Genomic DNA, 25,743 nt, shown 5'->3' with positions numbered 1-25,743 from the left:
AAAAGGGTAACAACTGTATTTATTATGTACTACAAGTAAAGTTTTGATTTCGTATGCTATTTACGCTGAAAAGTGAATAGGAACACTCATTCGCACATACTTCGAGTACAAAGCTATAGAATAAACTTCGCATCAAATATTTGATCACAGAGATTTATATGTCATTTTATACTTCTGTACGTTGTTGATCATTTCGCTTTATTTCTTCCGCGTAATGAAAAAAACTCCATTAAATTTGCATACTTAGTATGCGAATTCAGGAGTTTTTTCATATACCACCATTCGGATTCACTTCAAATGCATACAACTCATTTTTTTACCCTACTCATTCAAAATTAGCACGAGGTTCCTCTAACCGCTTCTTACCTCTCCAGTTAAATAAGCTTTCCGTCTTCGTTTGTTGCCCTGGTTTTACGAACAACATTGCCCCCATTGCAGTAGCGGCCAAAACGGCAGCTACGATAAACATTGAAGGGTAACCATAACTTACAACTAAGTATCCAGTTAAAGTCGGGGCTAAAATTGTCGCAATATTAGCGATGAAATGCATAATTCCACTATATGTTCCTGAGTAAGCAGGAGCTGTATCGACAATAATTGCCCAAAATAAGGAACTCGGTAAAAAAGCAAACGCATTTCCAAGCGACATAAGCGCTAATACAGCTACGTAATTGTTCATCGCTGGAATGAAGCTAAAACAAATTGCTGTCAGTAATAAAGCAATAATCGGTAACCCGGTACGAGCTAAACGAAGGTTTCCTGTTTTACGTAAAATACGATCAGAAAGCTTCGCCCCTAGCGGCAATGTGATACAAGCTCCAAGCCAAGGAATCATCCCAAGATACCAAAGGGAAGATAATTGAAAATGGAATACATCTTGCAAGTATTTTGGTGTCCAAGTTAATATTAAAAAATTGATATATTGGAAGCAAAAATATGCTATCGTAACCATAACGAATGTCGGAACTTTAAAAAAGGAGTACCATGGCTCTTTTGGAATTTCTTTCTCTACTTTTATTGATTGAAGCACACCTTCCGTACTTCGTATTTCAGCTAATTCTTCTTTTGTCACTCGTGGATGATCCTCAGGCATATTCGTAAAAGTAAAATACCAAATAATCGCCCATACAATCCCTATTGTACCGAGGATAAAAAACATGATTTTCCAACTAGTGAAAGATAGCAACAGAACCGCTACAGGTGCTGTTAATACTGCCCCTAACGGAACGCCAACAAAACCAAGGGACGTTAGAAAGGCTCTTTCTTTTGGAGCTGCCCAGTTTGCTGCTGTCTTATTCGAAACCGCAAAAGATGGCCCTTCTGTTAATCCAAATAAAACGCGGAAAATAGCAAATCCTATTAAAGCAGACCCTCCAAAAACAGCAATCCCTATTTCTCCAGCAAAAGCGGTCGCAATTTCAAAAATAGACCAAGCTGTTGCCGCTACGATCCATACAAATTTCGGTCCTTTTTTATCTGAAAAAATACCTCCTAATAAAGAACCAATCATGTAACCGTAACCAAAATAGCCTAATATAGCGCCCCACTCCTTCGGGTCAAAGCCATATTCTTTTATAATAAAAGACTGCGCATAAGCGATGGCCCCTCGATCAATATAATTCACCATCGTAATAAACGTGAGCATTGTAAAGACATAATAACGAAATTTATTCTTCATCAAAATTCCCACTCCCCTCGCATTCTTTTGTTTGTCTCTCTAATCCTTTAATAGAATGACATGGACTTTTCCAGGGCCATGAACTCCAAAGGCTAATTCCATCTCAATATCACCTGTCCGGCTAGGCCCAGTAATAAAATTAATACAGGCAGGTAATCCGTTCGAAACTTGTTCATGAATTCTAGTTACTCCTTCTGTTAACCGTCTATAAATTGTATGTTCTGAGAGAATCGCTACATAAACTGCTGGCAAAACGCTAACTAAACGTCCGCGTCCACCACCATTCCATAAAACAACGGTTCCAGTCTCAGCGAGTCCCATTTCGGCATATGTAATTCCCATATCCACTTGAGCTGCATAATCCCGTAGTTCTCTTTCCTCTTCTTTACTTTGCCAAATTCGATGAGAAACGAAATTTCCTGTTAAATGCTTTCCTATTTCAAGTTGATGTAATCTATCATCATCCCAATACACCGCAGATTGAACATTAAATTTATATACAACGTACTGAAGTGCACTCTCTATTTCTGAACGGTATATATGACTTACTTCTGTATGTAACCTATGCAAGTTTGCAATAAACTGCTCTATTAAACTTTTGTGATCCATTTCTTTAGGAAAGCGGCTGAGTGGATTGTTTTTCCACCTGGGAGGAGTGACTCCCGAGCGACGTTCTCGGTTTAGTTTCCGTGCGATATTGTTTAAAAAAGATTGTTGTACATCCGTATTCATATTATGAATCCCTCTTTTCTTTTTTCCACCAATCACGGAACGATTGTTTCGCAGGTTTTGGAAAATCTCTACTTTCTGTCCACCCTTTTAATGGGCCAGGACCATTCGCAATATATCCATCTTTTGCAAAGATCGATAAACCTGTATGTGCCATTTTAATAGTTTTCTCATAAACGAACGGATGGCTCGCCATAAACGTGAAACCTTTAAAAGCCAGTTGTTCAAATTTCGTTATAAACCCTTGTTCCACAATATCTTTACGATGCTTAATAAGAAGGTCATGTAATGGAATTTTCACAGGGCAAACATCTGTACACGCTCCGCACAAACTTGATGCAAAAGGTAATTCTTTTAATTCTTCATATCCTTCTAATAAAGGTGCAAGTACTGCCCCAATTGGCCCGCTATAAACACTTCCATAAGCATGCCCCCCAATATTACGATACACAGGACAAACATTTACACAAGCTCCGCATCTTATACACTTTAATACTTCTTCATAAGCAGTTCCTAACATATCAGAACGACCATTATCTAAAATAATTAAATGAAATTCTTCAGGTCCATCCATATCTTCATGTAAACGCGCCCCGTTAATTCCAGTTACATAAGATGTAATCTTTTGGCCTGTAGCACTTCTTGTTAACATTGAAACGACTACATCAAGATCTTTCCATGTCGGAACAAGGCGTTCCATCCCCATAATCGCAATATGAACTTTTGGCAATGTCGTAGTAAGACGAGCATTTCCTTCATTACTTATAAGAACAACGGATCCAGATTCCGCTACCGCAAAGTTACAACCAGAAATACCAATATCAGCTTCTAAAAACTCTTTCCGCAATCGCTCCCTAGCAAATTGTAGTAATTGATTCGTATCAACTGGTATCTCTCTTCCTGCTTCCTTAGAAAAAAGCTGCGCTACTTGTTCCTTCGTTTTATGAATGGCCGGGGCGATTAAATGGGATGGAGTTTCTCCAGCTAGTTGAATAATATACTCCCCAAGATCGGACTCTACTACTTTCACCCCTATCTCTTCTAAGCTTTTATTAAGGTGTATTTCTTCTGAAACCATGGACTTTGACTTAATCACTGATTTCGCTCCTTTTTTTCTTGCGATTTCAGAAACATACGATACGGCATCCTCTGCTTTGAAAGCAAAATGAACATGCCCTCCATTTTTTCGAACATTAGTAGCTAATTGTTCCAAATAACTATCTAAATTTTCAATTGTATGCATCCGAATTTCAGATGCTGCCTCGCGCCATTCTTCTATATTCCCTAATTCCTGTGTAGCTTGTTCCCGTCCCATCCGAAGCCTATCTTGTGTGAACGGAACTGCGCTTCTCATCTGCGGATCGTGCAACGCTTTATCTACTCTTTTCAAAAAAACTTGTTTCCCCGCCACACTCATTTATTCAGCCCCTTCGCCAGTACTTCTGCTACATGTAACACTTGAATGTTTTTATTTTTTCTGCGCAATCTTCCCCCAATATTCATAAGACATCCCATATCTGCTCCAATTAAGAGACTTGCTTCTGTCGCCTCAATATGTTTTATTTTTTCATCAACCATCGTTTCAGAAATCGAACTCATTTTCACTGCAAAAGTACCACCAAACCCGCAGCAATCTTGACAATATGGTAATTCTATTACGTCTAGACCTTCTACTTGCGATAATAACTTCAGTGGTTCCTCTTTAATCCCGAGCGCCCGACTCATATGACAAGATTGATGGAAAACAGCTTTCTCATTCAACTTAGATTTCCAATCATTTTTCCCAAGTACATTCACTAAAAAGTCCGTCAACTCATACGTTCTGTCCGCTAAATAAACCGCTTTTTCATACCATTCACTATCACCTTTAAACATCTCTTTATAATAATGATGAACCATGCTAGCGCAAGAGCCTGAAGGCGTCACAATATATTCACTACGTTCAAATGCTTTGATCATTTGCTTTGCTGCTAGTTTTGCATCTTCTTGATATCCACTATTGTAAGCTGGTTGTCCGCAACAAGTCTGTCCTTCAGGAAAATCTAGCTCCACTCCACATTGCTTCATAATTTCTACGACACTTTTACCTACTTCAGGAAAAAACACATCTGATAAACAAGTAATAAATAACGAGACTTTCATCAAAATCCCCCCCTCAAAACGATTCGATCTATTTTCAAGTTATTACTTTTCTGAATATTATTTTAAATTTTTAGAATTTTCTATTTTTAAAACTTTTTGTTTATGATATCATGTGGGAGATTATATGAAAACTATCTATAAGGTTGTTTTCCCATACAAAAATGGTATAGAAAGGGACTTTGACATGGATATAAGAAAACTTCGTTACTTTATTGTAATCGCTGAAGAAAAACAGCTTACCCGTGCTGCCCACCGACTTCATATGGCACAGCCACCTCTAAGTAGGCAACTATCGCTTCTAGAACAAGAATTATCAGTAAACTTATTTGAAAGAAACGGCCGAAATATGCATTTGACTGAAGAAGGAAAAATTTTATATACGAAAGCAAAAAACATTATTGATCAATTAGAAGAAACTATTACGGAAATTAAAGATACCGGTGAAGGACTAAGGGGGAATCTATCTATTGGAGCATTTCATTCTTGCATTCCGTTTCTCTCTGAAAAAATCCGCTATTTTCAAGATAACTATCCAAATGTGAACTTAAAAATATGGGAAGGTGGCCCTTTTTACTTAATAGAGCAATTAGAAAATCGGTATATCGAACTTGCTATCTTGCGTACACCTTTTAATAAAGATGTTTTTTCTAGCATTTGTTTATCAAAAGAACCTTTCGTATTAGTCATGCCTGCTAAATGGGAACTATATCACTCACAGCTTCCAATTCCTCTAACCGAATTAAGTCATATTCCCCTTTTACTTTTACATAAAGATAAAGAAAACAGCTATCATCAGCTCGTCATCGATGAATGCAAGCACCTCGGTATTCAATTAAACATCGCATGTGAATGTCCTGACTCCGCATTTATTCTTATGCTTATTATGAGTTGGAGCGTCTATCTTGCCCAAAAGTGCTGTATCTCATATTCCGCAAGAATTAATAAAAATAGTTGATTTAATAGATTTTCCTTATGAGTCTGAATCATCAATTATATGGCTGAAAGATCGAAAGCTTTCTAAAAGAGCTCAACGATTTATAGAATGTACATGAATTCATTTTAGAGGTGTAGCGATAAATTTATTCACTTCTCCATCGCTATTATCTCGTTTACAAAAACATCTTTCCTATTATTATCAGTGAGCATGTTATATTAGCCTCTTATGTGAATACGAAAAGGACTCATTGATTCTACTAAACAGAAAAAAACAAAGATGCGAAGTCTATTCTATGACTTCGCATCTTTGTTGATTTAAAATGAATGAAAATCCTCCGTAAGGTCTTTACTATGAACAGCAAACTTTACTGCTTTGTATCTCATTTTGAAAATAGAATAATCCAAATAAATTTACTTATCTTTCTCCATATATTCTTTAATCTTTCGTTCTTCCCACTCTTTTCCGAATATGCCAACTGGAAAAGTTGTCAAAGCGTGTATAACAATTCCGATTCCCCAACCTGCAAGTGGATATAAAAACCATAATTTACTTGAATCAGAACTTATATTTATGAAAAAAAGCATTAAGTTCACTAGTATATAGACCGTTAAATGAATGTAAAACGCTTTTAAATTCTCCACTCTTTTTTTAGCTCGTAAATAATTCTCATTTCGCTCCATATGTAAACACCTCTTTCATTATTGTATTTTTTAAATTCGCTCCGATTTAAACATCATATTCTAGTTAGGAATCCCTTATTCTCAAAAAATACAAAACAAAAAAGTACCTAGCAAATAGTCATGTGTATGACCATTTGCTAGGTACTGCATAATCCATTTATTATTTACAGGCGTCTAATTAAGACCAAATCCAAACATCATCATTATTTTCAACGTTGCTCTTTACCTCATGAACTTTTTCGATATGATCAACTGTGTTCCAATTAATAGAACTTCCGCCCCAGCCTACATACCTCATATCAATTTTCACTTTCTCACCCGTATTAAATACTTGTCCCTTTGTTAAGAAAACATCAATAATAACTTTCTTCCCGTTTAACGATGGATACTCAACTACAACATATTTAGCAGCACCGTCTCCCTCCTCTTCCATCGTTCCTACTTTTGATACTTCTCCAATTACATAATCAGGTGAGCCATCTTCTTTCATGTGCATACCTAACTTGTTTGTTGTATTTTCAATTGCAGTTGCAACCATATATTCTGTAAAATTACGCATCATAGATCCAGTAGCTTTTACTTCATCTCCTACTTTCACATTTGAAAATGAATCTATATATACACTAACAGGTTCTTCGTATTGCTTAGATTTAACAACAATTACACCGTTATCTACTTCTACTACTCGTCCTTCTAATGTTGAGAAATTAGATTCTATAGAAGCTGCACTCGCTTTTGTTACTTCTAGTCCTGGTACATTCGTTCCTGATAATGCTGCGATTCCTAAAGCACCTGCTAAAATTATTTTTTTCATACCCATTACGAAACATCTCCATTCATGATGATTTTATTTTTGATTGGATACGACCAACCTGTAACTATTATAGTTACAGGTTATAGAAAATAGCAACCCCCTTTCTTATGCAATGATGCATACTATAATTTTCAAATGCAATTCAACACTAAGACTGAATTCTTGAATCCCAGCAGGTAAACGGATTGATGATGAAGAAACTAATGACATGCATCATATTTTTCAATGCTACGGTTTGTATAATCGTATTTCATTACATTATGTAGGGGCGGAATTCATATGTTAATAAAACCAAAGAGATTACAGCCAGGTGATATTGTAGCAACAGTAAGTCCTTCATGGGGAGGCGCAGGTGATTCTGAAATAAGATGGCGATATGAGCAAGGAGTAAAGAGATTAGAAGAAGTTTTCGGTCTTACGGTTGTTCCAATGCCGAATAGTTTAAAAGGTAGCGAATTCATTTATAACAACCCACAGGCTCGTGCGGAAGATTTAATGACAGCATTTCAAGATACGCGCGTGAAAGCAATTATTGCGAATATTGGCGGTCAAGATAGCATTCGCCTACTTCCCTATATAGATTTTAATGCAATACGTGAAAATCCGAAAATTTTTATGGGATACTCTGACGTTACCATTTCACATTTATTTTGTCATAAAGCAGGTCTTTCCTCTTTTTACGGTCCAGCAATTTTGACCGACTTTGCTGAAAATGTAGAGATGGATCCATATACGGTTGAAATGGTAAATCGAACTCTCTTTTCCAATGAAATGATTGGCGAAATTCAACCAGCTCCTGAATGGACGAGTGAGCGTTTAGAATGGATAGAGATAAATAAAGATACAAGACGTACGATGCAGCAAAACAATGGATATGAGCTACTCCAAGGCTCTACCACTGTACAAGGACATTTAATTGGTGGTTGTATAGAAGTATTGGAATTTGCAAAAGGAACGGAGCTTTGGCCTGAGAAAAAACATTGGGAAGATAGCATTCTCTTCTTTGAAACTTCTGAAGACCATCCAGAACCAAGTTATATAAAGTATTGGTTACGAAATTATGCAGCGCAAGGTATTCTCCAAAAAGCCAAGGGCATCATTTTTGGTAAACCGAAAGACGAAATGTATTATGAAGAATATAAACATGAAATACTGCAAGTTATGAAAGAACATAACTTAGAAGATTTGCCAATTCTTTATAATTTGAATTTTGGTCATACTGAACCGAAGTTTATTTTACCTTACGGCTCGATGGCAGAAATTGATTGTGAAAATGGATCTTTCTCTATTTTGGAGAGTGGTGTGGAATGAATAAAAACACTCCTACGAGATATAACTGTGAATTGGTACTTTTAATACTTATCTAATGATAAAGGGGGATTTACGTGTATGGAAGTAACATTTACAGTAAGTAAATGGGATGAAAAACCAATTGATGATACTAAAAAAGATTTCCCTATTAATATTGCACATGTCGAATATGATATTGATGGTGAATTAAAAGGAAAAGCTTTTGTTGAATACTTATTATATTATTTAGACTCAAATATAAATGATGGTCACTTAGCTACTGCTAAAATTTCTGGATTTTTACACTTTGAAGGAATTTATAAGGGGCAGCATGGGACATTTACAGCTATAGAGCAAGGAATATTTGATAAAGGAAATTTAGATTCCCCAGGAACAATTATTAAAGCTACCGGTAACTTAGAAAGTCTGAGAGGTTCCTATCATTATCAGTTTGCAGGTCAAACTAGTAAACTAATTTTAGAGTTTGAATTTTAGCGAAATACCCTATACTTTAGTGGAAAAGACATTTCTTGTAATACTAGGAATGTCCTTAAAGTTCGTTCAAAGGTAATTTTTTCGCCTACTTGCAATTTCATTAGTCCCCCCCCTCCTCAAAAACTCTTTTAAAATAAGAAAAACCGAAACTAAAATCATTTCGGTTTTTCAAACTAATGAAGTCTATATTTATTTTAAAGAATGTACAAACAACCCACTACGCAGTTTCGGTTCAAACCACGTTGATTTTGGTGGCATAACTTCTCCAGCGTCTGCGATTGCTAATAAAGATTCCATTGATGTCGGATATAATGAGAACGCTGCTTTATATTCGCCGTTATTTACAAGGCGTTCTAGTTCTTCTAATCCGCGGATTCCTCCGACAAAATCAATGCGTGAATCAGATCGCGGATCATGTATTTCAAGTACTTGGCTTAATAAATGATCTTGCAGAATAGATACATCTAAACCTTTTACAAGGTCGTTCGCATCAAACGTTTCCTCTTTCACTGTGAGCTTATACCACTTCTCGTTTACATACATGCCAAATGTTTTTGGCTCATTTGGTTTATACGGAGAAACAGATGCTTCTTCTACATAAAAGTATTGCGTGATTTGCTTTAAAAACTGTTCTTCTGATAATCCATTTAAATCTTTTACAACTCGGTTATAGTCCCAAATGGATAATTCATCATGAGGGAATAAAACTGATAGGAAGAAATTAAACTCTTCTTCTCCTGTGTAATTCGGATATTGTTCTCTTCGCATAAGTCCTACTTTTGCGGCTGACGCGGAGCGGTGGTGTCCGTCTGCAATGTACAAGTTAGGGATATCTTCAAATAAGTTTACTAAACTTGTAATTACTTCTTCATCAGCTATTTTCCAAGCAACATGCCTAACGCCGTCCTCTGCTGTAAATGTATAGATTGGCGCATGTTCTTCTTTCCAGCTTGCGATGAAACGTTTCACTTCTTCTTTTGTACGATACGTTAAAAAGATAGGACCTGTATTTGCGTCACACACATCTACGTGGCGAATACGATCTAGTTCTTTTTCATGACGCGTTCTTTCATGTTTTTTAATTGTATCGTCTTCATACTCATCAATAGATGTACAAACGACAAGGCCTGACTGCGTTCTTCCTTGCATCGTCAGTTCATAAATGTATAGTGCTGGCTCTTCGTCTTGTATGAACACTTCTTCTCGTATCAATCGATTTAAACTTTCACCCGCTTTTTCATATACGCGATCGTCGTACGGTGAAAGCGCTGGGTCTAAATCAATTTCTGCTTTATCAACGTGCAAGAAAGAATACGGATTCCCTTTTACAACCTCTCTTGCCTCTTCACTATTTAATACGTCATACGGTAAAGCTGCAACTTCCGCTGCTTTTTCTTCTACTGGACGAATGGCCCGAAACGGTCGGATTTTTGCCAAGTTCCTCTCTCCTTTACACAATCATTCGAACGGCTACAACACCTGTAATTTTGCTTATATTTTCCACAATGTTCTCTTTTATTATATCATCAATTCCGTTATCAATATCAATCATCGTGTACGCCCAAGAATGTTTACTACGATTAATCATATCTGCAATATTAATATGATGTTCTGCTAAACATCCTGTAATTTGTCCTACCATGTTCGGTACATTTTGATGCATGATTGTAATACGTTTCTTTCCGATATACGGCAATTCTACGTTTGGATAGTTGACTGAATTACGAATATTTCCTGTCTCTAAATATTCACGTAATTGACGCGCTGCCATGATCGCACAATTTTCTTCTGATTCAGATGTAGATGCACCAAGGTGAGGCGTCGCAGTTACATTTTTCATCTTTATTACATTTTCATTCGGGAAGTCCGTTACGTAATGTGCAATAATGTCTTCTTCTAACGCTTTTTGAAGAACCTTTTCATCTACAAGTTCTCCTCTAGAGAAATTGAATAAACGCATTCCTTTTTTCATTTTCTCTATAGCGTGTTCACCAATAATCCCCTTCGTTTGATTCGTAAGAGGAATATGAAGGGTAATATAATCACACGTTGCAAAAATTTCATCTAAACTAAATGCTCTTTGCACATGTGTAGAAAGGCGCCATGCTGTTTCAACTGAAATGTAAGGATCGTATCCGACAACGTCCATCCCTAAAGCTAACGCATCGTTCGCAACTAAAGCACCGATTGCGCCAAGGCCGATAACCCCTAGACGTTTCCCCGCAATTTCAGATCCAACAAATTGTTTCTTTCCAGATTCAACAAGCTGCGGTACTTCTTCCCCTTCTAAATTTTTCGTCCAGCTTACTCCGTTAATAATGTTACGTGAAGACATAATAAGACTTGCAATAATAAGTTCCTTTACTGCATTAGCATTCGCTCCTGGCGTATTAAATACTACAATCCCTTTTTCTGTACATCGCTCGACAGGAATATTATTTACCCCTGCACCAGCTCTCGCAATCGCCTTTAAGTCTTTTGAAAATTCTTCTTGATGTAAAGAATAACTGCGAAGTAAAATACCGTCTGGGTGATCCATTCTCTCCCCTACTTCATAGCGCTCTCCGCTAAGTACTTGCAAACCTTTTTCTGCAATTTGATTTAACGTTTGAACACGAAACATATCCCCATCTCCCTATCTATTCTCAAGCTCAAATTCCTTCATATAATTTACTAATTGCTGTACGCCTTCTGCTGGCATCGCATTGTAAATACTAGCGCGCATACCACCGACTGATCGATGTCCTTTTAGCGTAACAAAACCACGCTCTTTCGCTTTTTGTAGAAACTCACTGTTCAGCTCTTCTGACGGCGTTGTAAACGGAATGTTCATAAGTGATCGATACGTAGGATCAACCGGTGAAGTAAACAATTTTGATTCATCTAAGAAATTGTAAAGTAGTGAAGATTTCATTTTATTTTGTTCTTCAATCGCAGATACCCCGCCTTGCTCTTTCAGCCACTCTAATACAAGTTTCGTTACGTAAATACTAAAGGACGGCGGTGTATTGTATAAGGAGTTATTTTTACTGTAAGTTTCATAGTTTAACATCGTAGGACAAGAGCGATCTGCTCCCCCAATTAAATCTCTTTTTATAATTGCAATCGTTAAGCCTGCTGGCCCTAAATTCTTTTGCGCTCCCGCATATATAAGACCAAACTTCGAAACATCATATCGTTCTGATAAAATATTTGAGGACATATCCGCAACAAGCGGTACTTTATCTACATGTGGAACTTCCACATATTTCGTTCCTTCAATTGTATTGTTCGTTGTAATATGTACATAATCTAGTTTTTCATCGCCTAGTAAACCATCCAGTTTAGGAATTGTCGTAAACTTCTCATCTTCAGAAGAAGCAATCACTTGTACTTCTCCTACTTTTTCAGCTTCTTGCATCGCCTTTTTAGACCATGAGCCAGTCAATATATATCCTGCTTTTTTATACGTATTCATTACATTCAGCGGTATCATAGAAAATTGTAATGACGCACCGCCTTGTAAAAACAATACTTCATACTCATCAGGAATGTTCATTAATTCACGAAGCAAGCTACCCGCTTCATCTATAATACTTTGAAAATAAGAAGATCGATGACTCATTTCCATAATAGACATGCCTGTCCCGTTATAATTTACAAGCTCCTTTTGCACTTTCTCTAAAACTGGCAAAGGGAGTATTGATGGTCCTGCTGAAAAATTATACACTCTTTCCATCACCCAGATGACCTCCCTATTTCTCATTTTAATATTTTTTAAACTTTCTGAATTATAACCCACAATACAAGACACGGTCAATTTCTTTTCTAGTATTACGGCGCAAGAAGCAATGGAATCGCTTGCATGTGTAAACTTTTTTTATAAACATATAAAAAAGTGTTAAGTACATAATCGTACTTAACACTCTAGTAATAAAGTATAATTGCTAATTGTCCGTAAAGAACCGATCAAAAATTTGATAAATAGCAGAAAGACCAATGAGCCAATAAATAGTGTCCACAAGCGCCGGCATAGAACCAAACCATTTCTCAACTACATTGTAATCTAACGCCACAAATAACCAATTCAAACCGCCAAGAATCACCAAAATTACTGTAAGGTAAGACAAAAATTTCATGATGATTGCCCCCTAGGTGATAAGATGGTGAAAGGCCTTTCACTAGAAATATATGTAGTGAACCTCAAAACTTGCCTATTTTATAAAAATTATTTTCGGTACCAGCCATTAATAACTGCTGCCGTTTCTTGACTATGTATTTGATACGCATGCGTACTATTATTAGATCCAATAAACCAAATTGAAAAGCCTTTAAAATATGGCTTCGGTTCTAATACGTCACGGTAAGCGCGCCATCCGTTTAATTGTACGTCTTTTGAAAACACATTAGAAACATCTGGATTCCACGGATTTTGTAAGCCTAGTTCACGCGCCGGAACGTTAAATCCGCCAAAGTAAACCGGTTTTCCTGTTGCTTTATGTAATTGTTCTAGTTGTTGAACAACATTTTGTCCACGGTTATATACTGTCGTCGCAAATAAACTTTGCTTCACTTCTTCGTATGATGGATTTCTTTTCCCTGAAACTTCAAACCAACTATCGACACTAACAATATCTACCTTCTTTAAATACGGACGATTTATTTTCTCAACAAACTTCGCTTCATATGAAGGATCCCAACTTGCTGTTAACCACCAATTCATTTGATACAAAACATTTCCTTTATACTGCTGGCGAACAAAATCAATTGTATCGCTCCAATATCCTTCTGCATATTCCATATTCACGAAATTAGAAGCAATCTTAAGCCCGTACACATTGTATTTACTTGTAATCGAGTTAAAGATGTCTTGCAAAATAACCGTTTTCCAATTCCAGAAGAAATCATTAATATTACTTGGATTCCATTCCGTTTCCCCAACATTTCCTTGCTGAATATATGGGAACGGCTCCACTATAACTTGAATATTACGCTTTAATAATTCTTGAATTAAAATAATAGCCTGTTGCTTTTGCGCTTGATTAATTACCATATTCGTAGAAGTCACATTCGGAATATCTACCTGAATCGGTACATTTACTGTATTTAAATTTAAGCGCTCTACATCAGCTAACACTTTCGCTACATTTCCAACTTCCCATACCGTTACATTTCCTGATTTGATTTTTCCAGATTGAACAGTATTTACATCTGCCTGTACATTTCCTTGAAAACAAAAAGAAAATAGCATAATAAACACTCCTAAAAAACTTATTAAACTCTTATTTTTCTTCACAACTTTCCCCCTATAATTTTTGGCTTTCCTGATTATTTTATACAACATTTCATATATATTCCACAAAAAATCCAATGAATTTTTATTAATAAAAATGCTATTCACCCTTTATCCATATCTTATTCAGACTAACTTCCTAAAAATAGTAAGGTAAATAAAAAAGGAGCATATTTCCGCTCCCTTTTTTATTTACCTTACTATTGAAGTTATTTAATTTTTTCTGATACCCTAACCAAATCTACTTTTTCGTATAATTAAATTTTTATCTATATTCGCTTTTTGTTTGTATTACTATTACATTTACTTCATTATTCGAGACATAATTATTGCAGTTATCAAGATAATAATAGCGGTTATTAAGCCAGATTCTCCAATCCAAATCTCAGTTTGATATCCTGTACTTGCACGTGCGAAAGGTCCTTGAATAATGGCATTCCAAGTAGTATGGATGATAACCGAAGGCCAAACGCTACCTGTGATAAGTCGTAAATAAGCTGTAATATAACTGAATGGCACAATACAAAAATAGATGCCAAGTACTGAAAAAACGACAGATGGTCCCTCTACATATAAACCAGCCATAACAATTGGAACATGCCACGTTGCCCAAACCAATCCACTAATAAGGATAGGGCGTGAAAACTCTGCATCAACGAGCCTTGTGAGCATATAACCTCGCCAACCCATTTCTTCTCCCAAAACTGGGATTAAGTTAAGCAAACTTCCGAAAATACCGCTCAATACTACTAGATAAATGAAACTGAATGGTGCCATTACATACTGAAGCCCAAGTAAATTGTAGATCGGTTCTAACATACCACCTTCGGGATGCTGAAACCCTGCAATTCCGCTCAACCAGGCGATAGAATAAGTAATTCCACAAATAATCATAGGTATTAGCAGGGCAAGACCAATCCCCTTCCATATCTTTAAGTTACCGAGACTAAAAGATACATCTTTAAATCCTTCTTTTAGTATTATGCGAGTCAAAATAGAAGAAAATGCTGGAGTAAACATATATACCACAATAAGCGGCATACTTTTCGTAATTATTACTACTACATTTAGAATAATAGAAGTAATGATTAAGATACTCAAAAAGAGTTGAAGTCCTATTTTAGCACGTTGGATTTTATCTTTATTATGGAACGATTTTGCGTGTAATATCATTGTAATCCGCCCTTTCCCTTTCATTCACTTGTTTATCGAAGGTACTTCTTGTCATTTCAAAAGACACAACTTAGAATAAAAATATTTTGGTATACAGATCATTCATCTTTAAAATCCCTCCCAAACTTATAATCTCGTCTTACTTGCGACTCATCAATGGAATTATTATTTATAAGTTGTCATAGCCGGTAGTACAAAAGTGTAATGATTATTCTATGACTTGTGTCAATTAACCTTATGACAATATGTAACTAGAAAATATGATATGAGCTAGCTAACAATTGAATTAAGGCAATTGATTCGTGCAAGTACATGAATCAATCTTGCTTTTACAAATAATTCAATTGAGGTGGAAAAAATGAATAAGAAAAGAATCATTGCAATGGTTAGTACAGCTTTATTAGTCACAGGATGTGTGGAAGTAGGAAACGCTCAAACAGTAGCAGTCGAAAATTCAGGTCAATCAATCCAAAAAAATATAGTTAAATCAATACAATCACAGGCTTACCCGCTAAAAACGATAGAGCCATCAAAATCATTTGAGGATTTAAAGCCACTTAAGAAAATGATTGGGAACGCACAATATGTAGGATTAGGAGAGAATACTCATGGAAGCTCTGAAATTTTCACTATGAAGTTTCGCCTTGTGAAATATTTGGTTACTGAGATGGGTTTTACAAATTTCACAATGGAAGAAGATTGGGGAAATGGCTTAAAGCTAAATGAATATATCCAAACAGGAAAAGGAAACCCTAGGGATTTTTTAAACTTGTTATATCCTACTGATGAAATTTTAGCCATGATTGAGTGGATGAAAGATTATAATGCTAATCCATCCAATACAAAAAAGATCCAATTTATCGGGCTCGATTTAAAGGAGTTGGACCAAGGTTGTTTTAATAAAGTAATTGATTATGTAAAACTGCATCGACCAAATTTGCTGGCAGAAGTAGAAGAAAATTATAAAGAATTGTCGGCTTTTCATGGAAGTACAAAGGAATATATGGACCTTGCTCCTGAAATAAAAGAAAAGTTCAAAGCAAACGCTGAGAGAGTAACTCGATTACTAAAAGATGAGAATGGGCAAGCCAACACAGAAATAGTTTCATCCGAGTACATCTGGGCAAAAGCAACGGCAATTGCAATAGAGAAATTTACCACAATGCTAATTCCTAACGACTATCCAAGTATGTTAAAGCTGCATGAGCAATACTTGACCGATCATGTAATGTGGGCACAAGAGACATTAGGTGGTAAAACGATGGTATGGGGACACAATATTCATATAGCTAAAGGAATTATCGATGAGGAATTATACCCTTATGTTGCGGGGCAATTTTTGAAGGAACGTTTAGACAATAATTATGTCACGATTGGTAGTACAACTACGGAGGGAAATTTCACCTTATACAACGACACCGGAGATAAGATTATAACGAATCCGATTCCACAAGATGTAAATAGTTTCAATTATACCCTCGGAAAAGTACCATATAAAATGTTTTTATTGGATAACCGTCACCTTAAAGGACCAGCAGATAAATGGGTTAAAGCAAAACGACCATTACTAAGTATAGGGGCACGACTCTTACCGAACGACTCGGCATACTTTAATAAGTCATTGCTTGAGCAATTTGATATTATTTTTCACATTCGAAAAACAAGTCCATCTCATATTAAATAAAAGTATAAAACAATCCCGTTCTTGCAGATGTAAGAACGGGATTGTTTTATGGGGATTCATATAAGCACCTTTTTTAACTAGAAGTAGGTTACTCCCCCCTTTTTTGCATCATTTAGAAATGTCATATGACATTTTTACACTAGTGAGAATGACAAAAAAAGCAGTACAATTCGGTTATTACATAGATAGGAGCGAGAACTTTATGAAATCAAGATTCATCCAGAATGGTTATTTTTTATTGCTAACTTTCGTTACAGGATTGTTTTATTTTTGTTTTTATCTAATAGCTCTGCTATTTAGCTTCACCCTTTCATTTACGGTAGTTGGGATTCCACTAGTTATACGCGTACTACAGACTACCACACCCTTTGTCCAATTCGAGCGCATACAGACGAAAATTTATACAGATATTTCAACAGACTCTTACGATAGAAGTATAACAATGGATACATCGAACTGGGCTCAAGTGAAATTAGTGCTTACAGATCGTCACACTTGGTCTGCTGTCTATTGGTTAATGCAGAAATTAGTGATTGGCATTTTCAGTCTCATTAGTGCAATCATTTTTTATGTAATGCCACTTATGTTGCTGTTGGCACCACTACTGTATCAATACATCGAAATCAATATTACATTCATACAAATAGATACTTTTGCCAAGTCACTCTTTGTAATGTTTATAGGTATAGTATTTACCGCCATAAGTATTAGAATAGTAGATTGTTTAACAAAGAGAATTGGAGGCTATACACGTAGCATGATTCGGCGACTAAATCGATAGAAGTTTGTCCTCTGTGAGAGGATTGCAGCGTAAAATTAAAAAGTATAACAATGTATGAAGGATTAATTTATAATATAGGAAGTAAAAAGGTAGGCTACTTAGGGGGTAAATAACTTGTTAGATATGGTTAAGTATTGGTTTTGGTACGATTGGATTATGTTAGGAGTCCGTATACTTGTTAGTGTCTCTATCGCCATAACCACATTAGATTTTCAGGATAGTTTAACATTGCCACTTTGGATTATTATTCTTTGGGAAATTATTGCTTTCTCTGTTCCATGGGTAGCCTTACTATTCAATTATAAATATTATTTGTTCACAGACATACTGCTATATGGTGGACTATGTATATATTTAACCTCATTATTTCCGGAAGCTTACAACACATTTCTTATATCGGTGTTTCTAATTGCTGCGAATAGTAAACATTTATCCTATTATTGGACAGCTCCAATAACAGTTTTTATAACAACTGGAATTTTCTATGCAGTTGCGCCAAGTAATAACTATTGGATTATGGTTACCTACTATGGACTTGCTTACGTAATGGGCTTTGCTTTCCATTTATTAATCGTCAATCATAAGCAAAATGAAGCGATTCGTAAACAAAACGCGGTACTTGAGCAATATATGTCTCAGATTGAACGTATTACACTGGCAGAGGAACGGAACAGGCTGTCGAGCGAGCTTCATGATACAGTTGGTCACGCTTATACTTCTATTATTATGGGGATGGAAACGTTGCGTACCGAACTTGCTACTGAAATGGGGATACAGAGGCTAGATTCTCTGCTTGAAATGGGACGGAAAAGCATCGAGGACGTGAGAGGTTACCTACATCATATGGATTCTCCGTGTCAATCGCCTTCCTTAATTCAATCTCTCCAAAATCTTGGAGCCGAATTTCAAGAGCACGCTCAGGTTAATGTAAGTTTTAGGACATTCGGAGAGGAATATCAACTATCTCGGCAAGCGAAGATCGCATTCATTCGTTGCTTACAAGAGTCCCTTACAAATGCAGTACGTCATGGTCAAGGGACTGAAATTATAGTTTCATTGCAATTTGACGAACAATATACGAGGTTAGAAGTTCAAGATAATGGAAAAGGAAATGTAGAATGGCAAGAAGGCTTCGGTATGAATGCGATGAAGGAACGGGCAATGAACTTGCAGGGTCATTTGTCTGTATATACAAAGCCAGAGGAAGGAATGCTTGTTACTTGTACCATACCGCGACAAACTGAAATAAAAGATGGACTTATCCGTTTGTTAATTGTAGATGATCAGCCTTTTGTTCGAGAAAGTTTGAGGACACTACTCGATAGATATGAAGATTTAAATGTAGTCGGTTTGGCCGAGAATGGCAATCAAGCCATCGATTTGTGTGGGCGCCTTCAACCCCATGTTATACTTATGGATTTAGATATGCAGCACATGAATGGAGTCGAAGCAACCAAAAAGATTAAGCAACAATGGCCACATATCCGCGTATTGATTTTCACAACGTTTCAGGATACCGAACAGGCGTTGGAATCACTTCGCAACGGTGCGGATGGTTTTTTACTCAAATCTATTGAAACGTTGGAGCTAGCTAATACGATCCGACTTATTCACAAAGGTGGGACACTGATTGATCAGGGAATGTCTCACAAAATATTTGAGAAGTTTGATGAGCAAAAAGAGACATCACAATCAAAAGCAACCGCTTATGAGCTAACAGCTAGGGAGATAGAAATATTGCAACTAGTAGCAAAAGGACTTCGATACACTACCATAGCATCCAGATTATATTTATCGAGTGGTACGGTCAGAAATTATGCTTCCACAGCTTATACAAAGCTAGGAGTCTGTAACAAAGAAGAAGCTGTTCAAAAGGCTCTAGAAATTGGAATTATTGAATAACAAAATGTTTTGCGGTGTATAAAAATGAGCGAAAAAGAATGCTTTGTGTGGTTTGTTTTGTAACAGAGTAAGTAAAGCTCCTTATCGTATAAGTAAATGTTAAAACACTTACTGTTTTGGAATAATAAAATTATTTAATCTTATTCTCTAAAATACAAAAGCCTACTATCAATTTAACTGATAGTAGGCTTTTAAAATTATTTAAGGACTGGGTTATGTTCTAATTTAACATTTTTTATCAGTGGAAATATTATCACTTCGGCTCTAAATTTAACACTTTTCCCTCTATCCCCTCCGTATTCAATGTAGTCGTATGATACGTTCCGTTTACCCAATCATCTATTTGATCATGATACCAATTACTTCTAAAATGTCCTGATTGTCCTGGCCCTACAATATGATAACCGTTTGACATATCTTTCGTATCAATGACGAATCGCCAAGAAGCTCCGTGATTGACGATACCGTTATCGCCGTAGCTCGCTGCTTGAACGGTAACTTGGCTTCCACCAATTGGAACTGGTTTTTCGCGATTAAATGCAAGTAATGCTAACATACTAGATGATTTGGAGATTGGATGTGTAAAAGCAAGTTGATGGTAATCGCCCCACTTCCACTCCGTAACATCTGGTCCATACTCCTTCTGTAATTTCTTCATTACATTCTCGTACGATGTATGCACAACTTTTGTGAAGCCTCCGTACTTCATAAACCAAGCGCTATGTTCTCCTGCTACTTCTTTTCGAATTAATTCATCAACAACTTGTGCCTTTCCTTCAAATAACTCCATCACATCTTTCGGTATTTCTTTTGAAAATAACGTATTTGAAATCTCTTTCATTAATAGATGGAATATTAACGGTGCCGATTCATCTTTACTATCGTAAAAATTCCACTTCGTTAATTGTTTTACGCCCTCTTTCTCTACTTCATTTAAAGATGCTTTATTTAACTCTTTTAAAAATATAGGAGCAAACTCTTTCCCATATAAATTTTTTTGATCCATCTGTAACTCTTCTAAATCTTTCACTGTATATTTTTCCTTCTCTTGTAAAAACTCTTGAATACGCATTTGCCTATATGGCTGCGCCCACGTATTACTAATATGGTACGGATAATGATCATCAACAATTTTATTATTCGCAGTAGAAATAAACCCTTGTTTTGGATTGATTACTTTTGGAAGTTGATCATATGGGATATACCCTTCCCATTCATATTCATCTGTCCATCCTGGCACTGGCAGACTACCATCACCTTTTTTACGCACTGGTATATTTCCATTTGCTTTATAAGCAATTGTGCCGTCGTTTGATGCAAATACAAAGTTTTGAGTTGGTGTATGAAAATCTTGAAGAGCCGTTTCAAACTCATTCCAGTCTTTCGCCTTATTCATATTTAATACAGCCTTTAACTCAGCGGAAGGCTCCAAAGCAGTCCACTTTAAAGCAAATACTGTTTTCGTTTTCGCTTTCCCTTTATCCGCAAACTCTGAAATGACTGGACCGTGCCTCGTAACCGTAACATTATACGGTATTGTCTTTCCGCCTTTTACTTTAATAGATTCATCAACAACAGTCGCTTTTTCCCACTTATCGTTATACAGAAATTCGTTTTCATTATTAGGATTTCGCTTTTCAATATATAAATCTTGTACATCAGGACCGGTATTCGTAACGCCCCATGCTATTTTGTCATTGTGACCTAATATAACACCTGGTACGCCAGCGAAAATAACGCCACTCACATTCAAATCTTTCATTTCAAGTGTTGATTGATACCAAATAGAAGGCGTCGCAAGAGATAAATGAGGATCATCCGCTAACATCGGCTTACCAGACGCACTCTTCTTACCGCTTATAACCCAGTTATTACTACCATTAAACTCTGGTGGAATGATTGTTTTTGCAAAACTTTGTGCTACGTCTACATTTGTATTTTTTAGTTCAGCTAGCAATCTAGGCGCATCTTTCGGATATGTAGGAAATAACTCATTTGCTTGCTCTTTCGGCAAATTTTTCAGCGCCCAATATCGAAATGCCTGTCCGTGCCAATGTCCCCCTAAATCAAACGCCATATACTTTCCAATCGTTAACGTATCCACAATGGACCATTCAGCAGGTTCATAGCCTAATATAGTAAACTCAACTGGCAATTTCTTTTCCTCTTTTGCCTCGCGTATAAAGGCATTCACCCCATCAGCAAATGACTGCAGAGCATATTTCGCTTCTCCATCATATTGACTAACAGACGCTTCGGCTGCTCGCCGTAAACCGAGCGTTCGAAACAACTTATCTCGATCAATAGCTGCTTCCCCTACAACCTCACTTAACATCCCAGAAGCTTGCCTTCTACTTAAATCCATTTGAAATAACCTATCTTGCGCTTGTACATACCCTTGCGAAAAATATAAATCGTGTGCATTTTCCGCTTTAATATGCGGTACACCTTTACTATCTCGCTTTATCGTAACAGCACGTTGTAAATCCTCTAGCTTTATCGTTCCATCTATCTTTGGCACAGATTTAAGCGTATATATGTTCAAAAAAATCGCTGTACATATAACCAACAAAAGGACGATACTACTAGACCAAATAAAAATTCTCTTACCACGAGTTCGTTTCTTTTTTATAACAACTTCCATATAACCCCCTCCTTCCTCAAACTATTCGCTTCTATTTTGAAAGAACCTTTTAGAAAAGTTGAAAAACCCCTTCATTTTCCTACAAATGAAGGGGGAATTTTTATCGTTTGTTACGCCAGCTTTCATTATGACCAAGATTTGAATCGGTCGCTAATTGTACATCATATAATATTTCACTAAAGAAATACTTATCTACTTTTTTTGGCACAATGCGTCTTTCATCATCAATTTCATCGTATTCATATGAACCACGATTCACTGTACCTGCTTTATAAAATTCAATGTCATACACACATATATCTTCTTCGTCTTCATAGCCAATTGGTGCTCCGCTAAATGACAGTTGTGCCCCTAATCCAGTGCGAGTATCTTCTTTATAAAACGTATAATACACACCGCCATCTTGAACTGATCCGCGAATCCATCCAAGTTTCGTCATCTTACCGAATAACGAGCGACCATTTAATAAAATACCACCAAATCTCTCAACAGTAACCTTATCGTCTTCCTCTACTACAAACACAGGACGTTCAATTTGTAGAAATGGCTGGACAATTTTCGAATGTTCCAGTTGCTCTTTCCACATTTCCTTTTCCGTTTCGGATAATTCTAACGGATGAATGAAACCAATCACGGTTCCAGACGAAAATTCATGATTCTCTCCTATCATTGAATAAAACGTACCATCCTCCGCATAACGGAACATTTTCAGTAACTTCCCTTCTGTATATTCACCCCAAATAAGTGAAGTTACAAATTGCTTCATAATTGGATTCTCTAGAAATACCGACTTCCAGGAGTCATATGACCAATAGCGCTTTCTTGATAGAGCAGCTTCCAAACGTTGTTTCTGCATGGAAAGAGCACTTCGAAGCTCTTTCTTTAAAGTAGATAACTCTTTCTTAGCTAATTCAGCTTTTTCTATATCATCTTTTGCATTCGGCTTTGGAAGCGACTTCATACGTTTCCCTTCTTCTGTCTCTAATTCAATTTTTGACTCTGCAGTTAATATGGCCGTAAAACATCTATTCCCAAAATCAATTTCCTTCTCACCACGTATATTGAAACCAAGATTTGGTACTAGTTGATCTTCCAGCTCTTCTTCCGTTATACCACGCGTTTTTGCAGCGAGACTTAGTGCTTCTTTTGCTGCATTACGCACTTGTTTATGTTTATATTTAAAGGCCATTGTATGAATAGACATAAGTGCAAGCTTAGATGAGGACAAGCCTAAAGCCCGAACAGCATCAGCTGCAATTTTCCCTCGCATATCGAGCACCCATTCATCGATTTGCTTTTTCAGTATGCCGACCATTTTGTCATCACTATATATTCCATATAACGAAAGAATACCGCGTTTCTTCACATCTGCATCTTGAGAAATCCATGTTTGATATATTTCTTGCACACATTCTTTCAAGTCCTGTTCATTTAAAGTACTCCCAATCGCTTCAGCTGCCTCTTTCTTCTCGATAACAGAATCTGAAATGTACTGCTGCAAATAAGCTAATGGAATTGTAGCATCGGCAATTTCATTAAAATGACGAAGACGGATTTGTGGTTCATCCCCAATTAATTGCATAAGTGAATTTCTTTTTTGTTCCGTTACGATACGTCCACAAAGTTCTTCTATACTTTCTGAGTTTCTCTCCGTTTCAAGTAACGGAGCAAACTTCTCAACAAAAGAGGCATTCTTCTTATCTTGCAAAGCTTCCTGTACAAGTTCTGTATATTTTTCAATCTTATACTCTATAAGCAGTTTCATCACATTTTCACGGACAATTTTCTTTTTATTATGAAGTTCCAGCGCTACATCCTCTGCAGCTTCTACATCTCTTGAAAGAAGTTTAACTACAGACTCACGCATTTTTTTAGATGAATCCCCTAAAGTTTTAATTAAAATGGGACGCATTTTAATCATGTTATCCTTTGCTAACTCTTCTAAAATATATGCTTTGGCAACAGCAGAATACTCATCAAACCGTTCAATTATATACGCTTGTTCTTTTACAATGACATGAACAAGCGCTTCCTTCGCCTCATTTCTCTCTTCACTGTAGCATGCAGCTTGTTCAACTGCATAGGCAATCAGCTTTTCCTTACTTAGCCCATACGAAAGAAGTTCTTCTAATACTTGTTTCGGTTCTATCCCTCTGACAGAGCATTCGTAAAGAAGTTCGTATAAATTAACACTATATTCATCTCCGAATTGTAGTGTAAGTACAGCTTCCCTTTTTGCTACATCATCAATATCCCAAAGGAGTGCAACCTCTAACACCGGCATACCCCAATACATACTTCTATATTTCGGATTTTTAAGTATGTGCTTCATATCCTCAAGTGACACTTTCCCTAGTAAATAATCACAATATGTATCACGTATTGTAGACAATTTAATTTGCAAAGCAGCAATAAAAAATTCTTCTCGCATTTTTCCTCTATTTAGCTCATGTCCTTTTTCAGCTAACGTTCGCGCGATAATAAGATAATTCATTTTACTTACATATTGCAAAGTGCGTTGAACAAATTCCGGATTTTCTTCCAACATGAAGCAAAGGAATTCATATTCATACGTCTTACAGAAGTCTTCACTATTCAAATTATGTTGCCTCAGGCGGTGCGCAAAAAACCTTTCCTCAGCAATCCAAAACTGTTTACAAAAACTTTGAATTTCTTCATACGTTTTCTTATTTACACTACCTGTTCTTTTGTAGTTTTGAGGCTGGCCAAGAGCATGACACATATAACGCGTAGCATAATTCATAAACCCCCACACGTTTTTCTTTGCTAATATTTCCACATATCGCCTCGCAACGTTTGAATACTTATGGACATGAAATAACAGTCGCCAAATATAGTCCGGTAAATTTCCACCTAAAAATAATTCCCTATCACTTTCACCTTTTATATATCTTTCAGTTGCTTCAATCTTTTCCTTTTCCCCATTCAAATTCAAAATAAATTCAGCATGTTCTTTTAATCTCTCTTCCAATAAAGAGCTATACGTATGGAACTTCTCATAATCTACTTCAAACATTACGAGAAGTAGTGATAGTTGTTGCTTATTTAGTAAAGTATGTAATTGTCTCTCTATATAGTTCGGATCCTCTTTTGTTAACTCTTTCAGAAAACTATACGCCTCATTCACATAACTAGAGATATTAGTTAAATATTTACATGCAATTACTACAAGTTGATCCAATGGAAGTGCACTTTTTTCTAAATAAACCTTCATATTAGAAAAATCCACATATTTAAACCTTATTATAAGAACATTTAAAAACTGCTCCCCTAACAAATAATAGAATAATCGTAAGAAAGCTGGATCTTGCTTATGCACTTTCCTAAAATCATTTATAAACCGCTCAGCAAAATCGCCTCTTCTTTGATCTCGAATTGTCGTTAATTGAATATCTTTCAAAATCTCTTCTTCTTTTGTTTGTAAATATAGCAGTGATAATTGTTCCTGTTCTTCTGTCATATGAATATATTGAAACAGCTGAGCTGTATTTGTAGTCAAAC

The 25,743-nt window shown here is 36.3% G+C and carries 19 protein-coding genes and 1 pseudogene; 6 read left to right on the top strand and 14 right to left on the bottom strand.

Annotated features, from left to right (window positions below):
- Window positions 1-325 precede the first annotated feature (325 nt).
- Genes MR083_RS08110 through MR083_RS08095 form a run of 4 tightly spaced genes read right to left on the bottom strand, consistent with a single transcriptional unit; the run spans window position 326 to window position 4,549 of the window.
- Window positions 326-1,678: an MFS transporter gene (locus MR083_RS08110; protein ID WP_014893597.1), complete on the bottom strand. Its 1,353-nt coding sequence runs from the start codon at window positions 1,676-1,678 to the stop codon at window positions 326-328.
- Window positions 1,679-1,717: 39 nt separating this feature from the next.
- On the bottom strand, window positions 1,718-2,410 hold the full coding sequence (locus MR083_RS08105; RefSeq protein WP_242268908.1) for a LutC/YkgG family protein: 693 nt from the start codon (window positions 2,408-2,410) through the stop codon (window positions 1,718-1,720).
- 1 nt (window position 2,411) lies between these two features.
- On the bottom strand, window positions 2,412-3,824 hold the full coding sequence (locus MR083_RS08100; RefSeq protein WP_242268906.1) for a LutB/LldF family L-lactate oxidation iron-sulfur protein: 1,413 nt from the start codon (window positions 3,822-3,824) through the stop codon (window positions 2,412-2,414).
- Window positions 3,821-4,549: a (Fe-S)-binding protein gene (locus MR083_RS08095; protein ID WP_000868782.1), complete on the bottom strand. Its 729-nt coding sequence runs from the start codon at window positions 4,547-4,549 to the stop codon at window positions 3,821-3,823. The genes MR083_RS08100 and MR083_RS08095 overlap by 4 nt, the downstream gene beginning before the upstream one ends.
- Before the next feature lie 184 nt (window positions 4,550-4,733).
- On the opposite strand from MR083_RS08095, the pseudogene MR083_RS08090 reads away from it, so the two are divergent.
- Window positions 4,734-5,601 (top strand): annotated as a pseudogene (locus MR083_RS08090) (LysR family transcriptional regulator).
- 295 nt (window positions 5,602-5,896) lie between these two features.
- Here MR083_RS08090 and MR083_RS08085 read toward each other — a convergent pair.
- Together MR083_RS08085 and MR083_RS08080 are read right to left on the bottom strand one after the other, a co-directional pair.
- Window positions 5,897-6,166, bottom strand: coding sequence for a 2TM domain-containing protein (locus MR083_RS08085; protein ID WP_100634075.1), 270 nt, complete (start codon window positions 6,164-6,166; stop codon window positions 5,897-5,899).
- Window positions 6,167-6,344: 178 nt separating this feature from the next.
- Window positions 6,345-6,986 carry a hypothetical protein gene (locus MR083_RS08080; protein WP_242268903.1) on the bottom strand — a complete coding sequence of 214 codons (642 nt, stop codon included), beginning with the start codon at window positions 6,984-6,986 and terminating at the stop codon, window positions 6,345-6,347.
- Window positions 6,987-7,259: 273 nt separating this feature from the next.
- Here MR083_RS08080 and MR083_RS08075 point away from each other — a divergent pair, with 273 nt between their 5' ends.
- Both MR083_RS08075 and MR083_RS08070 read left to right on the top strand, forming a co-directional pair.
- Complete coding sequence (locus tag MR083_RS08075) at window positions 7,260-8,291, top strand: S66 family peptidase (protein ID WP_242268902.1); 1,032 nt, start codon at window positions 7,260-7,262, stop codon at window positions 8,289-8,291.
- A gap of 78 nt (window positions 8,292-8,369) precedes the next feature.
- On the top strand, window positions 8,370-8,765 hold the full coding sequence (locus MR083_RS08070) for a DUF3224 domain-containing protein (protein ID WP_000454096.1): 396 nt from the start codon (window positions 8,370-8,372) through the stop codon (window positions 8,763-8,765).
- 189 nt (window positions 8,766-8,954) lie between these two features.
- Here the strand turns inward: MR083_RS08070 and MR083_RS08065 are convergent, their stop codons facing one another.
- The 6 genes from MR083_RS08065 to MR083_RS08040 all read right to left on the bottom strand — a co-directional run bounded on the left by MR083_RS08065 (window position 8,955) and on the right by MR083_RS08040 (window position 15,210).
- Window positions 8,955-10,202: a DUF1015 domain-containing protein gene (locus tag MR083_RS08065; protein ID WP_001063039.1), complete on the bottom strand. Its 1,248-nt coding sequence runs from the start codon at window positions 10,200-10,202 to the stop codon at window positions 8,955-8,957.
- A gap of 13 nt (window positions 10,203-10,215) precedes the next feature.
- Window positions 10,216-11,388 (bottom strand): 3-phosphoglycerate dehydrogenase family protein, encoded by a 1,173-nt coding sequence (locus MR083_RS08060; protein ID WP_000490257.1) that lies wholly within the window; start codon window positions 11,386-11,388, stop codon window positions 10,216-10,218.
- Between the two features lie 12 nt (window positions 11,389-11,400).
- The gene (gene serC / locus MR083_RS08055; RefSeq protein ID WP_242268934.1) at window positions 11,401-12,483 is read right to left on the bottom strand and encodes a 3-phosphoserine/phosphohydroxythreonine transaminase; all 1,083 of its coding nucleotides are present in this window, start codon (window positions 12,481-12,483) and stop codon (window positions 11,401-11,403) included.
- A 208-nt stretch (window positions 12,484-12,691) separates the two neighbouring features.
- Entirely contained in the window at window positions 12,692-12,883 is a 192-nt protein-coding gene (locus MR083_RS08050) for a DUF378 domain-containing protein (RefSeq protein ID WP_000670803.1), read from the bottom strand.
- A gap of 89 nt (window positions 12,884-12,972) precedes the next feature.
- Window positions 12,973-14,040, bottom strand: coding sequence for a glycoside hydrolase family 113 (locus tag MR083_RS08045; protein ID WP_242268900.1), 1,068 nt, complete (start codon window positions 14,038-14,040; stop codon window positions 12,973-12,975).
- Between the two features lie 300 nt (window positions 14,041-14,340).
- Complete coding sequence (locus MR083_RS08040; RefSeq protein WP_000600464.1) at window positions 14,341-15,210, bottom strand: CPBP family intramembrane glutamic endopeptidase; 870 nt, start codon at window positions 15,208-15,210, stop codon at window positions 14,341-14,343.
- Window positions 15,211-15,568: 358 nt separating this feature from the next.
- On the opposite strand from MR083_RS08040, the gene MR083_RS08035 reads away from it, so the two are divergent.
- The 3 genes from MR083_RS08035 to MR083_RS08025 all read left to right on the top strand — a co-directional run bounded on the left by MR083_RS08035 (window position 15,569) and on the right by MR083_RS08025 (window position 19,577).
- Window positions 15,569-16,894, top strand: coding sequence for an erythromycin esterase family protein (locus tag MR083_RS08035; protein WP_001036185.1), 1,326 nt, complete (start codon window positions 15,569-15,571; stop codon window positions 16,892-16,894).
- Between the two features lie 202 nt (window positions 16,895-17,096).
- A complete protein-coding gene (locus tag MR083_RS08030; RefSeq protein ID WP_242268898.1) occupies window positions 17,097-17,675 on the top strand; it encodes a sensor domain-containing protein in 579 nt (192 codons plus the stop codon).
- 114 nt (window positions 17,676-17,789) lie between these two features.
- Window positions 17,790-19,577, top strand: coding sequence for a helix-turn-helix transcriptional regulator (locus MR083_RS08025; protein WP_242268896.1), 1,788 nt, complete (start codon window positions 17,790-17,792; stop codon window positions 19,575-19,577).
- Between the two features lie 253 nt (window positions 19,578-19,830).
- On the opposite strand, the gene MR083_RS08020 is transcribed toward MR083_RS08025, so the two are convergent.
- Both MR083_RS08020 and MR083_RS08015 read right to left on the bottom strand, forming a co-directional pair.
- Window positions 19,831-22,221: a penicillin acylase family protein gene (locus MR083_RS08020; RefSeq protein WP_242268894.1), complete on the bottom strand. Its 2,391-nt coding sequence runs from the start codon at window positions 22,219-22,221 to the stop codon at window positions 19,831-19,833.
- 100 nt (window positions 22,222-22,321) lie between these two features.
- Window positions 22,322-25,741, bottom strand: a complete 3,420-nt coding sequence (locus MR083_RS08015) for a DUF4132 domain-containing protein (RefSeq protein ID WP_242268892.1) — start codon at window positions 25,739-25,741, stop codon at window positions 22,322-22,324.
- Window positions 25,742-25,743: the final 2 nt, after the last annotated feature.

This window comes from Bacillus cereus group sp. BfR-BA-01408, assembly GCF_022663305.1.
GTDB classification, from domain to species: Bacteria; Bacillota; Bacilli; order Bacillales; family Bacillaceae_G; genus Bacillus_A; species Bacillus_A pacificus.
Note: the sequence above shows the minus strand (reverse complement) of the source record. Positions and strands in the feature narration are given on the sequence as shown.